Raw genomic sequence first — 15188 nt, 5'->3', positions numbered from 1 at the left:
ACTCACCTCCCTGGGAGCACTCCATGACTACCACTGACCACCAGCCGCAGATACCGACTCCCGCCGAAGCGGACCCGTCCTATTTCCCGTATGCGGCGACCACGGCGGTGATCGCCATCGCCGAGGCCCGCTCCGCCCTGGCCGGTCCCCTCGGCTCCACCGCCGGCGATGCCCGCGATCTGCACCAGCACATCGCTAACCAGGACCTCGTGATTTACGCCCGCACCTTCGATGATGAGGGGCACCAGCGCGCCATCGGCGTCTACCGGCCCACCGGCCAGCACTTCCTCCTGTCGGGCTCCGGAGCCGACCGCTACGTCCAGGCGGAGTTCGCCAGCGCCGCCAAAGCCCGCCAGTACTTCCGCGCCGAAGTCCTGCGCGAAACGCCCGTGCCCACGGTTCAGCGGGCCGACCTCCTGGAATTTTCCAGGACGCTCACCGCCCACCTACCCGGCTGGACGGGCCGCACCCACGACATCACCCTCGGTGAGCACCACGCGGAACTGCACCAAGAAGTATGGGACTTGGGCATCATGGACGATGCCTTCGAGCAGTTCGTGCTGCATGAGGCGGCTGTGCTCACCGGCCCCAACGGCGCGCGGGCGGTCGTGGTCCACCGCCCCGACCATCGCGACCGGTTCCTGGTCGGCGCCCTTCAGCCGACCGGCATCCCGGTACAGCTTCTGGGGCCGCCCGCGCCCATGGCCATCTCCGTCAGTCGCGATCCGGTGCGGGCCGCCGCCGAGGTGCGCCAGCGCTTCCTGCCCCGGTTCGAGCAGGCCACGCTCACCTCCCGGGTCCGGATCCTCGAATCGGCAACCGAGGGGATCAACGAGGCCCTGGCCAGCTGGGACGCCGTCTCCGACTCGCTGTGCGACGAGGACGGCTGGCCCCTCGACCAGGTCGCCTATGAGGACAGGCTGGTGGCCCGCGACGCGGCAGCCTGGGAGCACGCCGAGGTGTTCCTCCTCCACGCCCCGTCCGTCGTCGATGCCGCCCGCGAGAACCTGCGCGCCGCCGACCCCAGCGGGGCACTCCATCCGAACCTCTGGCGCAACGTCCGGGAGACCGAGAAGGCACTGGCCCAAGCGGCCGAACTCGGCCGCGAGTGCGAACAGTCCGAGGCCCTGGCCGAGCCGCCGGGTGTTCCCCGCACGCTCTACGTCGAGCGGGCAAGGGAGTTGCGCAACTCCGAGGGCTGGCACTACACCCTCGAACTGGCCACCCACGCCGGCGGGCTGGGCTACGCGGCTGAGGCAATCCGCCCGGCGCCCGCCGCCGAGCACTCCCCTCAGAACCAGGCTGCCCTCGCCCGCTCCGCCCCCTCCACAGCGGCAGCCCTCGTCCCCGGCCTGCCTGCGACCCGGGTCGCTGCGGCCCCGAGCCCGCGCCACAGCCGGTGACCTACCACCGATTCCCGGCGCCGCCAAACAGCACTTCCCGCCGATCCTGATCACCAACGACCCACTCGACGGAGAGTGCCGTGCCGATCCGCCACAGAACCTGCCCGCCCAACCGTCCTCCTCCTTCACGCCCGCACCAGGAACTCCGCCATGGACACCACTGACATCGCCGTCACCCGCCACCCCGAGCACGGCATCGTCGCCACCAACCCTCGTGACCTGCCCGCCGGCCACTGGATGCTCGAACGCCTGGGCTTCCACCCCGTCCCCGACCAGCTAAAGCTGTTCGCGCTCACCGACCAGCCCCGTTCCGGCCGGGACCACGCCGCCCAGGCCGTACGCATGCTGCGCTCGGCCGGGTACTCGGTCGCTGCCGACACAGAGTTCGAACCCAACGCACCGATACAGCCGCGCCCCTTGCACCGCCTTGCCGAGCCGGATGTCGCCTTCGCCGAGCACCCCCGGCTCGGTGTCGTCGCCGCCACCGCCGGCACCGCCAGCGCTGCGGTCCGCGGCGGCCAGGTGCTCGAACAGCACGGCTGGCGGCACAACGCCCAGTTGGACATCTACACCCTGCCCATCACCACCGACCGCGGTGAGGCGCTCGGCCTCGTCGCCCAGGCCACGACGGCCATGCGGCGCGCCGATCTGCTCGTCGCCGTCGAGCCCCGGCTCGCCCAGGACGCGGCGACTGGTCGGGCACCTGGCCCGGCGGCAGCGGACCGGCGCGAGGACAGCCGAGGTCTGAGCAGCGGCAGGTTCCCGCTCAGCGCCGCCGCGCTCTCCGCGAGCCCCGCCACTGCCGGCCTACCAGGCAAGGCGCCCGTCCCGGTTCCCGCGCCGGCCGCCGCGTCGCCCCGGCCCCTCGATCCGCGCATCGCGATGGCTCGCACCCGCTGACACCCAACTCGACCGAGGAGCAGAGCACATGGCCGTGAAGAAGGTCTGGACGATCACACACTCCTGCGGGCACGAGGTCGAGCGCGACCTGTCCGACCGCCCCGCTGACCGCCGCGCCGGCTTCGCCGACTGGCTCGCCAAGCAGGAGTGCACCGACTGCTGGAAGGCCGCCAGGGACGGCGACGAGCAGGACAAGGCTGCCTGGCTGGAGGCCAAGCGCGCCCAGGAGCAGGCCGAGTCCGACGCCTGGTCCGAGCAGTACCGGATGCCGCCGCTGGAGGGCACCGACCGCGTGATCGCCTGGGGCGTTCGCTGCCGCCACCAGGTCCTGTCCGCCGCCTACACCGCGCTCGTCCTCGAAGGCGACACGGAGGAGGCTGCCTGGGAGCGGATCGAGGACGCCGCCCGCACGATCACCCGGGCCGGGTGGTGGGTCGACCAGCGCGCCTCCGAGCCCGACGACCTCGCCGAACTGCTCGAAGCCGCAACGGAGCGCGATCGGCCCACCGAGAACCCCCATTTCTGACCCGAGCCGCGGTGGCGGCGCCCCAGCTGTCCCGGGCACCGCCACCGCACCGATCGCACCCACAGCCCCGAACAGGAGTCTCGCCATGACGTCCAGAAGAGCACCGCGCGCCCCGCCCCCGGCCCGCCCCTCCACTCCTCCTGGATCTCCCATGCCCGCCCCTCGCACCAGCGCACCCTCGACCAACACCGGGAGCGACGCCCTCCTCTACCTTCTCTTCGGCATAGTCGGCGCCGCCCTCGGCTTCGGCACCCTCGCCTGGCTGATCGGCAATACCACCAACAGCCTGGTCGGCGCCGACCCCTGGGCCCCATTCAAGCCCGCCGACGCCCTCCTCCACCCGGGCGCGCTCTGGCCGCACCTCACGCCCGTCGCCCTGCTGATCGGCGCCCGGATCATCCCCGGCCTGCTGACCGTCACCGGCACGGCCACCGGCCTCACCGTCTGGCTGCGGCTGCGCGGCGGCTCGAAGACAGGGCTCGCCCGCAAGCAGGATCTCGCCCCGCTCACGGACCCGGAGATCACCGCCAAGGCGAAGAGCCTGCGGCCGAGCCTGAACAGCCGGGAGTGTAAAGAGGTCGCTCCGACCGACCGCGGGATCCTCGTCGGCACGCTGTCGCCCGGCCGCACCGAGGTCCGCGCGTCCTGGGAGGACGTGATCGTGGCGATCATGGCGCCCAGGTCCGGCAAGACCTCCGGGCTCGCGATCCCCGCCATCCTCGCCGCCCCTGGCCCGGTGCTGCTGACCAGTAACAAGGCGGCTGGCGACGCGTTCACCGCCACGGTGGACGCCCGCGCGAAGGTCGGTACGATCTGGACGCTCGACCCGCAGCAGATCGCCCACCACCCGCGCGAAATGTGGTGGGACATCCTGGCCGATGCCCGCGATCTCGCCGGGAGCAAGCGCCTGGCCGGGCACTTCGTCGCCGCCAGCGTGGACGAGTCCAACGGCTCCGATTTCTGGAGCACGGCCGCGAGCAACACGCTCGGCGCGCTGTTCCTGGCCGCCGCCAGCTCGCGCCGTCCGGTCACGGACGTGCTGACCTGGCTCTCCTCCCCGGCCGACCGCACCCCGGTCGACCTACTGGCCGACGCCGGGCACCAGGCGGTCGCCGCCCAGCTCCAGGGCACCGTCTCGGGCGCGACTGAGACCCGGGACGGCATTTTTGAGACCGCCCGCCAGTACGCGAGCTGCCTGCTCGACCCGGAGATCGCTGCCTGGGTCACCCCGACCGAGGACGTCGCGGAGTTCAAGCCCGCCGACTTCGCGACCTCCCGCGACACCCTGTACCTGCTCAGCAAGGACGGCGGCGGCAACGCGGGGGCGATCATCGCAGCGGCTGCCGACGCGGTGATGCGCGCGGCCGTCATCGTCGCCGAGCGCTCCGGCGGCCGGCTCGACCCGCCCGCCCTGTGCGTCCTGGACGAGGCCGCGAACGTCTGCCGGATCAGCGACCTTCCGGACCTCTACTCCCACCTGGGCAGCCGGGGCGTCATCCCGATCACGATCCTGCAGTCCTACCGGCAGGGGCAGCGGTGCTGGGGTGAGGCCGGCATGGACTCGCTGTGGAGCGCGGCCACCGTGAAGGTCATCGGCAGCGGCATAGACGACAGCGACTTCGCCGACCGCCTCTCGCGGCTGATCGGCGATCACGACGTACAGACCACCTCGGTCTCCACCAGCGACGGCGGCAAGTCCACCTCGGTGAGCATGCGCACCGAGCGGATCCTGCCCCCGGACGCCATCCGCGCCCTGCCCAAGGGCCGGGCCCTGTTGTTCGCCACCGGTCTGCGCGCGGCGATGCTCGACCTGCGGCCCTGGTACAAGGAGCCCTCCGCCAAGGAGATCGGGGCGGCCTCCGCGCGCGCGACGAAGGCCATCACCGAGCGCGCCATCGCAAAGACGCTTTCCCGTGACGACTTTGGGCTGTCGGCATGAGCGCCCCCACTCTGCGCGTACTGTCGCTCGGTGCCGGCGTGCAGTCCACTTCGCTGCTGCTCATGGCGGCCGAGGGCCACCTGCCCGGCCTGGACGCGGCCATCTTTGCGGACACCGGCTGGGAGCCGAGGAGCGTCTACGAGCACCTCGACCGGATCGAGCGGGAGATCGCGGAGCCCGCAGGCATCCCGGTGCTTCGGGTCTCATCCGGCAACATCCGCGATGACGCCCTGGATCCCTCGAAGCACTTCGCTTCGATGCCGCTACACATCCTCAACCCCCAAGGCACAGAGGGGATGTCACGGCGCCAGTGCACGGGCCAGTACAAGATCAAGCCGATCAAGGAGAAGGTCCGCGAACTGCTCGGCTACCCGCACCCACAGCGCATCCCCGCCGGGATGCACGTCGAGCAGTGGATCGGGATCAGCACCGATGAGTTCCAACGGGCGAAGGACGCGGACGTCGCCTACATGAAGAACCGCTTCCCGCTGATCGAGCACGGCTTCACCCGCTCGGACTGCCAACGGCTGCTGCGCTCACGCAGCTTCGGTGAGACGCCCAAGTCGGCCTGCCTGGGCTGCCCGTACCACGGCAACGCCCAGTGGCGGGCGCTGCGGGACAACTCACCGCGCGAGTGGGAAGACGTCGTGTCGTTCGACCTCGCCATCCGACGGGGCAACGCCAGGGCGACCGCCGAGGGCACCCCGCTGCTCGGCCAGGCATACCTGCACCGCAGCCGCCGGCCACTCGACGAGGCGCCGATCGACCGGGTCACCGCGCACGAGTGGTCAAGCCGCCAGGGCGATGTCTTCGACGCCATCGCGGATGCCGAGCTGGAGTCCGGCGAGCCGGACGGCTGCTCACCCTGATCGTGCCGCTCCGGCGCGCCTGCCGCCGCCGACTACAGCCTCGCCATCTGAATTCCCCTCCCCTTCAGATGCTTTCAGGAGCACCTCGATGTCCTCTCGTACTCCTTCATCTCCCGTTCCCGGCGCCGCTCCGCTGGCCGGCTCCCCCGTTGTCCAGCGCGGCGGCCAGTGGTGGCTGATCACCAGCAGCGGGGCGATCCTGTCCACCGACCCGGTGTTCACCGGTGAGCTGGACCGGTTCGCGGCAGCGATGGCCGCCGCCGATCAGGCGGTCGCCGAACTGCGCTCCGAGCAGTCCGCATCGCTCGGCGAGGGGCGGGGATGATTCCCCTTCTGCAGGCCGAGCAGGCCGTGCTCGGCGGCGTCCTCGTCGACCCGAGCCAGCTCGACCGCCTGGCCTGGCTCACCCCGGAGGACTTCTACCGTCCGGTGCACCGGGCGCTGTTCGCCGCGATGCGCCGACTCCAGGCCGACCAGCACCCCGCGCTCGAGGCCGGGCGAAAGGTGCCGCTGGCCTGGGTGACCGACACCGTCGCCGAGGCCGAGCGCAACGTCCGGGGGCTGACCGCCTCCTACGCGCACACCCTGGTCGCGGCCTGCCCGCGCCCTGGGAACGCTCCGGTCTACGGGCGCATGGTGCTGGAGGGCGCGATCCACCGCGCCGTCACCCGGCACGCCGTCCGCCTGCACCAGGCAGCCCGCGCGGACGCCCTGCAGGGCGAGGTCGAGAGCAGTCTGCAGCAAGCCGACGTCCTGGCCGACGTCCTCGCGGATCTCGCCCGGCGTTGGGGGACCGAGCCAAGGCCGACCGCGCCCGCCCACTCCACGGCACCGGCCGCCGCGCCCGCGCTAACTGGTGCTCAGGCTGCCGAGGACGAGGAGTTCCTGCTCCGCGTGCTCGTGGACCAGCCGGACGGGATGAACGATGTCGTCGCCTGGCTGCGTCCTTCCGACTTCGCCGACTACGGGCACGGCCAGCTCTACCGCTGCCTGGGCACCCTGCACCACCGAGGCGAGCCGATCGACCAACTCACCGCGCTCTGGGAAGCCCAGCGGCGCGGGCTGCTCGCCGACGGCACGCTCACGGTGGACCGCTTTCAGCAGATCTGCGGCGGACTCGGAGCCGGGTCCGCCGAGCACCTCGGCGAACGGGTCATGCGCTCCACCATCGTCCGCACCGCCGCCGCCTCGGCCCGGACGATCGGCGACCTGGCAGGCAACGAAGCGTTGGCCCCCGGGCAGCTCATCAACCACGTACTGCACGCTCTCGGCCCGCTCGACGAGGTCAGGGCCCGGTGGCGAAACGCCACAGCACCACCGGTCCCGCTCTCGCCCCCGGATCCGCCGACCGGGACGAAGCGGGCCGTGGCAGCACTCGCCCGCAGCCGAACCCGGCCACCGGCTCCCTTCCCATCCGCCGGAGCCTGGCCTGGCTGGACGCCCGGCGTCCGACCCGCGCTGCGGAGCCACTCGTGATAGCACCGCCGCTCCTCGGCTGCCCGCGCTGCACCTCAACACAGCGCGGCCTTCTACCGGTATCTCCCGGCCGTGCCAAATCGCGGTTCCTCCGGATTCTCTTCCCCAGCAGCCGCATCACCAAAGGGGCTGCCATGCCCGACCGTTCGCGCGCTCCGCCGTCCCCTCCACCATCGAAGGACTTCCTCCTTGAGCCCGTCCGACACCCTCCCGGGCTCCGCCCAGGGCAGCGGCTATCACGCTGTCCTGGGCGCCCGCCACGTGGCCCGCCTTCTGGTCGGGACCCTGGTCGGCCGCCTGCCGACCGGCATGGCGCCGATCGCGATCCTGCTCCTCGTGCGCGCCGAGGGCGGCTCGCTGGCCGCGGCCGGTCTGCTGGCCACCGTCTACGGGCTGGCCTGCGCCGTAGGCCAACCCGTGCTCGGGCGGCTGGTGGACCGGCTCGGCCAGACCCGGGTGCTCGTCGGCGCCGTCACCGCGGCGACGACCGCCTTCCTGCTGCTGCCCTGTGTCAGTACCCACCGCCACCCGCTGCTGGCAGCCATGCTCGTGGCCGCCGCCGGGCTCGGTACTCCGCCGCTGGAGGCGGGGCTGCGGGCGCTGTGGCCGACGCTGCTGCCCGACCCCGAGCAGCAACGGGCCGCGCTCGCCCTGGACTCCAGCACCCAGGGGCTCGTCTTCATCGCCGGTCCGCTTGCCGCGACCAGCATCGCCCAGGTCGCCGGCGCGCACGCCGCGATCACGGCGACCGCCGCGCTCGGGCTGCTCGGCGCCGGTCTGATCGTCTCCGCTGCCCCGCCCCGGGCCTGGTCGCCCGCCGGTCAGCCGGTGCACTGGCTCGGACCGGTGCGGCAGCCGGGCCTGCGGGTGCTGTTCACCGCGCTCATCGGTATCGGTATCGCGCTCGGCGCGGTCAACGTCCTGGCGGTCGGGGCAGCCGAGCGCCACCACGCGGGGTGGCTAGCCGGAGCTATTCCGGCCGCGCTGTCGATCGGCAGCACCGCCGGCGGGCTCGTGTACGGGCGGCGGACCTGGCCCGGCTCCCCGACCACGCACCTGCTCACCGCCACCACCGGGTTCGCCCTCGGCTGGCTCCCCCTCCTGCCGGGCCCCGCGCCCGCCGTCGCCGTGGCGTGCGCCGCACTCCCGGGCCTGTTCCTCGCACCGCTGCTGACCGCCGGCTTCCTCACCGTCGACGCCCTCGCCCCCGAGGGCGAGAGCACCGAGGCGTTCGCCTGGCTGATCGCCTGCATCGGCGTCGGCCAGAGCGTCGGCACCGCCCTCGACTCACTCGCCTCCGCAGCGGGCCCGCTCGCCTGCGCCGCGATCCCCCTCGCCGGAGCAACCGCGGCCCTCACCCTGCTGCACCGCTCCCGCCAGCGCCTCAGCCGCTGACCGACCCACTCCCACAGAAAAGGCAGCACCACCGTGAACACCACCACCCTCCTGCCCGGCACAACCACCCGCCCCCGCCTGCACGTTGTCTGGGACTGGAACGGCACGCTCAAGGACGACCTGGACGACCACGTCAGCGCGCTGAACGCCACTCTGCCCGCGCTCGGCGGCCAGCTCGTCGACCAGGACACCTACCGGGCCCAGCACACCGTGCCCATCACGGACTTCTACGCCCGCCTGCTTGGGCGCCGGATCACCGATGCAGAGTGGCAGAGCAGCGACGCCGCGTTTCTGGCCCACATCAATGCCCAGCCGGTCCATCTGCGCGACGGTGTGCGCCAGCTTCTGACGGCGCTTCGCGAGGCCGGCCACACCCAGTCGCTGCTGTCACTGTGCCCGCACGCCACCCTGCTGCGTGAGGTCGACGAGGCGGGCATCGGTCACTTCTTCGGGCAGGTCGACGGACGCACCGGTCCTTCTGGTGGCACCAAGGCCGCCGCGCTGGCCGCCCATCTCGACGCTCTCGGTCTGAGTGGGGATCCGCGGCGCGTGCTGCTGATCGGCGACGCGGTCGACGACGGCGACGCCGCCCGTGCCAACGGCGCCCTCGCGGTCCTGCACACCGGCGGCCTGCACCACCCCGACAAGCTCGCCGCCTCCGGCTACCCCCTCGCCAGCAGCCTCGACCGGGCCGTCGACCTCGGCCTGCTCCTGGCCCGCGAATCGGCCACCGCGCGATGAGAGCCGCCGGCCCCAGCACCCCTGCGGCGAGCGGCGAGCCCTCCCGCCGCGCCGCCCCGCTCCGCCCTCCCTTCGAAAGACGCCACCCCATGTCCGAAATCGCCCAGGGCCCCTCCCAGGACCCGATCCGCATACCCGACGAAGACCTCAACGATCTCGCCTCCGCGCTCGCCCGGACCATCGCCGAAGTCCGCCAGCACGGCGTCATCCTCGACCACCTCGCAGCCGAGGAAACCCCCTCCGCACCCGCCCCGGCAGCCGAAGCCCCGCCCAGCACCGAGCAGGCAGACACCGCCGAACCGGAGAAGCCAGCCTCCGTGTTCATCCTCGCGCTCACCGGCGAGGCGTCCGACGCCGAACTGGCCGCGCTGCGCTTCTGGGTCGATCACCTCCTCCTGCCGGTCTACGGACGCGAGATCAGCACCACCCGCCCCTGGTGCGGCCAGTGGGCCGAACACCTGGAAGCCGTCGCCCGTCTGCACGGCCTCTGGCTCGCCTGGCAACAGCTGACCGACGCCGAGGCCGGGCTGGCCGGGCCCTCCACCTGGCACCGCGACCACCTCGCTCCAGCCCTCCTCGAACTGCGGGCACCCGACGGCCCGTTCGCCGCCTGCACCATCAGCCCGACCCGCCCCAACCACCGCCTCCTCGCCACCCCGGCGCCCACGGACCTCGGGCTCGCCGCGTGATCGCCCGCCACCGTCCTCCTGTCGAAACGCCGGCCCACAGCGGCCTTTCGGGCTCAGCATGGCCGACGGTCAGGCCGAACTCCGCTGTTCCCACTCCGCCAGCCGCCGACCGGCGCCAGGCTTTCCGGGGGCACCTGTGAGCCGTGCCCGCTTCGCGTTCGCCGCGCACCCGGAGTCCATCGCTGACCTGCGTCAGCTCCCGCCCGACATCAGGGACCTGGCCCTTCTCGAACTGCAGAACCTCATGCACGGCAGCGACGACTGCGTCCCGTTGAAGGGCCGCCTCGCCGGCTTCCACAAGGTCTACGTCGACCCCGCCGTCGCCTACCGGCTCGTCATCCAGTTCCGCCCGGCACCGCCGTCCTCGACGCACAGGCGCGAGGTCTACCTGGTCGCCGCCGGCCCCCGCGAGGACTACGCGGTCTACCGCACTGCCCAGCAGCGCACCAACGGCGCCGGCCTCAACCAGCCGACCACCGAACCGGCAGACGAGTCCATGGCGACGGCCGCCCAATCCCGCTCCACCGCGGCACCACCCGCCGCGGCCAGCCGACAGCCCACCACCTCGTCCTCGTACCAAGCCGCCGACCAGGAACGACCCCACGAGCGACGAGGCCGCTGATCATCCCCGCAACCCTCGGAGGAGCATGACCGAGAACACCGCCTTGGCCCAAGCCGACTCGATGATCGCAACCGCTTGGAACCGCCCCATCGAAGAACTGGAAGCGGACGCTGGCCGCCAGCAGTCCGGGGACCTGCTGCTGAAGTCGGTGATGCGCATCCGCTCATCCCTCGTGATCTGGAACACCGCCGTGGCCGTCCACCGAGAACGGCTGCATGCTCTCACGAGGCCGGGTTTCGTACCGGACTTCCACGACCTCCAGCGGATCACCGACTCGGCGGGCAGCCTTCGCACGGCCTACGCCGAGAGCCAGGCAGCCCTGCAATCCATCCGGCACGTGGTCGAGGCCCGTGAATCAGCTCCGCCCGCGAGCGGCACACCGACCGCCAGCCGCTCGCTCAGCCAAGCCGCCGTCACTCGATCAGCGAACGCACCGGCCGACGGCACCCAGTTGCCGTCCCCTGCCGCCAGCAGGCCCACGGCCGCCGCGACCGTGCTCCGCCGGTAGAGGCTCAGCCCTCGTACCCGTCGCGGTGGGCTTCCTCGGACCGAGGAGCCCACCCCGCGAGCCAGCTTCTCCACCGTCAGCTCAACGCTGTAGCTGTCCACCACGCGGCTCTCCCAAACAGCCTGCGTGGTCTCCAGCAGGCACCCGCGAGCACGCCGCCCGCCACCACGGAGCCTGGCGCGACGTCCTGCTGATCGAACACCGGGGTACCGTGGTCAGGTAGTCGGCGGCGGGGGCGTGACGGTCTTGCGCCAGGGAGCAGCCGGGTCGCGGAGAGTGTCGAGCATCAGCTCGCACCAGGTGATCGCCGCGTTGGCCGCCAGGTGCGCGTGCCGGAGGCCCAGGCCCGCCGGGGCGCTGGCCTGACCGTGGCCAGTGCCGTAGCCACGGTTGCGCAGTTCGGCGATCCCGACCGCGATCGCCGCCGCTCCCCCGAGGATCTTCTTCACCGCGTCCGTCCCGTCCGGGCCCGGCGTGATGGCGGAGGCGTCCAAAGACAGGGCCTGCTGAGCCTGCTTGACGAGGGCCGGGACCTTTGTGTTCTCGGCGACGGAGATGCCGCGTTCGCGCAGGACGGTCTTGGCGGTGGCCTCGATCAGCTGCTTGGCGCTGCCGATGGCGCTCGCAGGGTCGTCCGAAAGGTAGCGGTGGACGCGGTCGAGCTCGGCGAGGATCCCCGAGGGGTCGGAGAGTCCGCTCAGGTCGTGGGTGCGAACTGCGGGCTTGGGCCACAGGATCCGGCCACGCGCGTCGACCGTGAGGCCGTCCCGCTCCAACGGGACCACGAGTTCCTCCAGCCACTCGCCCTCCCACTTTTCGTGCCGGGCGATCCGCATCAGATCTTCGAAGACCAGCAGGGCCCGGTCAACGTGGGAGCGGCTGGCCCAGTCGGCCGCCTGCGCGTAGGACTGGAACAAGGTGCGCCGCTCGCTCGAGTCCTGGTACGTGAACTCCTCCGGCGCGACGGGCGCGAAGCCCTGCCCCTCCCACACCGTACTGATGTAGCGCAGGGTGATGCTGGTGCAGTGCGATCGGAAGGCAGCCCGGGTTACGGGGCTGATCAGTTCGGACCTGGCGGCAGCGACCATGCAAGGACGGTACTCGGCTGCACGGCACCGGGTCTGGGATTTTTCAGATCGGGCGGACCCCGCCGGTGTCGGGCCGGACCGTGAGCTCCCGGATCTATTCGACAGCCGTGCGGGCGGAGCGGCCGACGCCGATGAGGGTTGGCGGAGGCGGGACGAGTCCAGTCGCCGTAGCCGAGCAGGTGGATGCACTCGTCCTCGACCGCGCGGGAGCCGTCCACGGGGACACGGCCGTGATCGCGCCGCAGGCCGGTCGGGAGGAGGGCCGGGCGGAAGCCGACTGCACCAGATCACCCTGTCGGCTGGCCAGGCGGTGCCGTTCGCCCAGACCGGGCCGAACTCGGTGAGGCGAGCGAACATCGACTGCGCCGTGAGCCCGACGGTGCGGGCGGTGCGCACGCCTTCGGTGGCGATGATGTCGCCGAGGTCGGAGATCCGTGGGCCCTCGCCCTGGACGCGGCGGGTGGCGATCTCGAACAGGGTGCGGCCGTCGATGCTGTCGGGCAGGAAGCAGGCCGGGAGCTGAGTCACCCGGCGGACGGTGGCGACCACATGGAGGTCGGCGCGATCTGGGCGCCGGAGTTGCCACCGCCGACCATACGACGCGCTGCCCCACGAAGTCGACCGCGCTGCGGCAGCCGTGGGTGTGCAGCTGACGGCCCCTAAACTCGTCCTGGCCGGGGATGGCGGGTGCGAACGGCCGCCCAGGGTAACGCTCGCTATACCGGCAGAGATCATTATTCCGCCTGTGCCGTATTCCCCACACCCTTGAGGCCGGGAAGCCTGACTCCGGAGGCCGAGTGCAACGGGTACAGCCCGACCGGCTCGTTCCCCCAAAACGGCTGCTGCGGAGGCGGATCTCTGGCCCGGGTTCGACGTAATTCGTGGTTTCTAGAGGTCCTGCCGGGTTGAACACGCAGGTCATCGGGCTGCGGTGGGCCCTGAAGCCCAAGAGTACCTAGAGACGCGATTTTTATGATTCGCCTGCGCTGGCCTGTGGCTTCGACCTATCGTCTGGAGTCGTGTACGTGAAGACGACGAAGCGAGAGAACAAGTCCGGGACGGTCCGGTACCTGCACCTCGCCCACAACGAGTGGGATCCGGCGAAGGGGCGGGCGGTGCCGAAGGTGCTGTTCACCTTCGGCCGCGAGGACGACCTGGACCGCGACGCGGTCAAGCGCCTGGTCGCGTCTCTATCGAGGCTGCTGGAACCGGGGGACGCCCTGGCCGCGACTGCCGCGTCGGACCTGGAGTTCATCTCCTCGGTGCCGTTCGGCGGCGCCTACGTGCTCGACCACCTGTGGCGCCGACTGAGGATCGACCAGATTGTGGCCCGGGTCGGGCAGCCCAAGCGGGGCCGGCGCCGGGACATGACCGCGACCGAGCGGGTGCTGTTCGCCCTGGTCGCCAACCGCGCGCTGGCCCCGTCCTCCAAGCTCGCGGCGGCGGAGTGGGTCACGAACGACGTGCACATCGACGGCCTGGCTGAGGCCGGCGAACAGGCCTGCTACCGGGCGATGGACTGGCTGCACGAGGTGAAGGACGACCTGGAGAAGCAGGTGTTCGACGAGGTCGCGAACCTGCTGAACCTGGAGGTGGACCTGCTGTTCTTCGACACCACCAGCACCTACTTCGAGCTCGAGGAGCCTGACGAACCGGTCGCCCGCGACAACACCGGCCGCAGGCTGGAGGGCGACGGCCAGGCAGACGACGACGCGAAGCCGGTCGGGTTCCGCACCTACGGCAAGTCGAAGGACTCCCGCGACGACCTGCCGCAGATCGTGATCGGCATGGCCGTCACCAGGGACGGCATCCCCGTGCGCTGCTGGTGCTGGCCGGGCAACGCCTCCGACCAGGCACTGATCCGGCAGGTCAAGGACGAGATGCGGGACTGGACCCTCTCCAAGATCGTGTGGGTGGCCGACCGCGGCTTCTCCTCGGCCGAGAACCGCCGCTACCTGCGCAAGGGCGACCACGCCTACATCATCGGCGAGAAGCTCCGTTCCGGGAGCCCCGAGGTGCAGGCCGCGCTGTCCCGGCAGGGCCGCTACCAGGACGTCGGCGAGAACATGCGCGTCAAGGAAGTGCGGATATCCGACACCGACCGGTTCGTGATCTGCCACAACCCCGAAGCGGCCGAGCGTGACCGGCACATGCGTGAACAACTCGTCGCCCAACTAGGCGACTTGATCGCCGGCACCGACAAGCTCAGCGACTTCAAGCGGGGTGAACTGCGCGGGAGGATCGCCGACAAGCCCGGCCTGAACCGCTACCTGCGTGCCACCCCGGCCGGCAAGCTCCGCATCGACCAGGCGAAGACCAAGGCCGAGGAGAACCTCGACGGGAAGTACCTCCTGCGCTGCTCGGACCCCCACCTGACCGCCGAGGACATCGCGCTCGGCTACAAGCAGCTGCTGGAAGTCGAGCGCGGCTGGCGCGACATGAAGCAGATCATCGACCTGCGGCCCGTCTACCACCGCCTCGAAGAACGCATCCGAGCCCACGTCATCCTGTGCTGGCTCGCACTCCTGTTGATCCGGATCACCGAGACCACCACCGGCGACACCTGGCCGCACATCCGACGCGAGCTCGACCGCCTCCACCTGGGCACCTTCGCCGGCCCTGCCGGAACCTTCCAGCAGGTCACCGCCCTGACGAAGCCCCAGCGAGACCTGCTCGCGAAGCTGCAGATCCCCGTCCCCAAGCAGGTCGTCGCGCTTCAGCCCGCAACCCGCTGACCAGCAGAAACGTGACCGCCTAGAGAAACGCCCTCCAGGCGGTTACAAGCATGTCCGCCCAGGTCAGACCCCGGATTCGCCACTCCAGGCTGCCGAATTATGTCGAACCCGGGTCTGGAAGAGTGAACCTATGGGGGGTTCTCCGACGAAGGCATGGGCGCAGTTCAAGGCCCGAATAGAAGCTCTGGGCGGTGAAGTGCTGGAGCCGAAATGGCTAGGCAGCGCGGCAAAGCACCAGATTCGCTGCCCCAAGGGGCACGAGACGACAGCGATTCCGAACGCCGTGCAACGAGGCCA

14 protein-coding genes are annotated in these 15188 nt (G+C 71.2%); 13 read left to right on the top strand and 1 reads right to left on the bottom strand.

Annotated elements, in window-relative coordinates; all coding sequences use genetic code 11:
• Window positions 1-23 precede the first annotated feature (23 nt).
• From ACR68M_RS30510 to ACR68M_RS30455, 12 genes are all read left to right on the top strand, one after another.
• On the top strand, window positions 24-1403 hold the full coding sequence (locus ACR68M_RS30510; protein ID WP_441247375.1) for a hypothetical protein: 1380 nt from the start codon (window positions 24-26) through the stop codon (window positions 1401-1403).
• Window positions 1404-1553: 150 nt separating this feature from the next.
• Window positions 1554-2303 carry a hypothetical protein gene (locus tag ACR68M_RS30505; RefSeq protein WP_441247374.1) on the top strand — a complete coding sequence of 250 codons (750 nt, stop codon included), beginning with the start codon at window positions 1554-1556 and terminating at the stop codon, window positions 2301-2303.
• A 28-nt stretch (window positions 2304-2331) separates the two neighbouring features.
• On the top strand, window positions 2332-2829 hold the full coding sequence (locus ACR68M_RS30500; RefSeq protein ID WP_441247373.1) for a hypothetical protein: 498 nt from the start codon (window positions 2332-2334) through the stop codon (window positions 2827-2829).
• A gap of 151 nt (window positions 2830-2980) precedes the next feature.
• On the top strand, window positions 2981-4768 hold the full coding sequence (locus ACR68M_RS30495) for a type IV secretory system conjugative DNA transfer family protein (protein ID WP_441247372.1): 1788 nt from the start codon (window positions 2981-2983) through the stop codon (window positions 4766-4768).
• Window positions 4765-5637 (top strand): hypothetical protein, encoded by an 873-nt coding sequence (locus ACR68M_RS30490; protein WP_441247371.1) that lies wholly within the window; start codon window positions 4765-4767, stop codon window positions 5635-5637. Before ACR68M_RS30495 ends, ACR68M_RS30490 begins: the two co-directional genes overlap by 4 nt.
• Before the next feature lie 88 nt (window positions 5638-5725).
• Window positions 5726-5962 (top strand): hypothetical protein, encoded by a 237-nt coding sequence (locus ACR68M_RS30485; protein WP_441247370.1) that lies wholly within the window; start codon window positions 5726-5728, stop codon window positions 5960-5962.
• A complete protein-coding gene (locus ACR68M_RS30480) occupies window positions 5959-7113 on the top strand; it encodes a DnaB-like helicase N-terminal domain-containing protein (protein ID WP_441247369.1) in 1155 nt (384 codons plus the stop codon). The genes ACR68M_RS30485 and ACR68M_RS30480 overlap by 4 nt, the downstream gene beginning before the upstream one ends.
• A 189-nt stretch (window positions 7114-7302) precedes the next feature.
• Window positions 7303-8508: an MFS transporter gene (locus ACR68M_RS30475; RefSeq protein WP_441247368.1), complete on the top strand. Its 1206-nt coding sequence runs from the start codon at window positions 7303-7305 to the stop codon at window positions 8506-8508.
• 33 nt (window positions 8509-8541) lie between these two features.
• Window positions 8542-9249, top strand: a complete 708-nt coding sequence (locus ACR68M_RS30470) for an HAD family hydrolase (RefSeq protein ID WP_441247367.1) — start codon at window positions 8542-8544, stop codon at window positions 9247-9249.
• 89 nt (window positions 9250-9338) lie between these two features.
• Window positions 9339-9938 carry a DUF4913 domain-containing protein gene (locus ACR68M_RS30465; protein WP_441247366.1) on the top strand — a complete coding sequence of 200 codons (600 nt, stop codon included), beginning with the start codon at window positions 9339-9341 and terminating at the stop codon, window positions 9936-9938.
• A 136-nt stretch (window positions 9939-10074) separates the two neighbouring features.
• Complete coding sequence (locus ACR68M_RS30460) at window positions 10075-10560, top strand: hypothetical protein (protein WP_441247365.1); 486 nt, start codon at window positions 10075-10077, stop codon at window positions 10558-10560.
• Between the two features lie 25 nt (window positions 10561-10585).
• A complete protein-coding gene (locus tag ACR68M_RS30455; protein WP_441247364.1) occupies window positions 10586-11068 on the top strand; it encodes a hypothetical protein in 483 nt (160 codons plus the stop codon).
• 215 nt (window positions 11069-11283) lie between these two features.
• Here the strand turns inward: ACR68M_RS30455 and ACR68M_RS30450 are convergent, their stop codons facing one another.
• Window positions 11284-12156: an abortive infection family protein gene (locus ACR68M_RS30450; protein WP_441247363.1), complete on the bottom strand. Its 873-nt coding sequence runs from the start codon at window positions 12154-12156 to the stop codon at window positions 11284-11286.
• A 1019-nt stretch (window positions 12157-13175) separates the two neighbouring features.
• Between ACR68M_RS30450 and ACR68M_RS30445 the strand changes: the two genes are divergently transcribed.
• Complete coding sequence (locus ACR68M_RS30445) at window positions 13176-14891, top strand: IS1634 family transposase (RefSeq protein WP_441245129.1); 1716 nt, start codon at window positions 13176-13178, stop codon at window positions 14889-14891.
• Window positions 14892-15188: the final 297 nt, after the last annotated feature.

It is taken from the genome of Kitasatospora sp. McL0602 (genome assembly GCF_052076145.1).
Taxonomy (GTDB): domain Bacteria; phylum Actinomycetota; class Actinomycetes; order Streptomycetales; family Streptomycetaceae; genus Kitasatospora.
The sequence above is the reverse complement of the archived record's forward strand: the minus strand, read 5'-3'. Positions and strand labels throughout refer to the sequence as shown.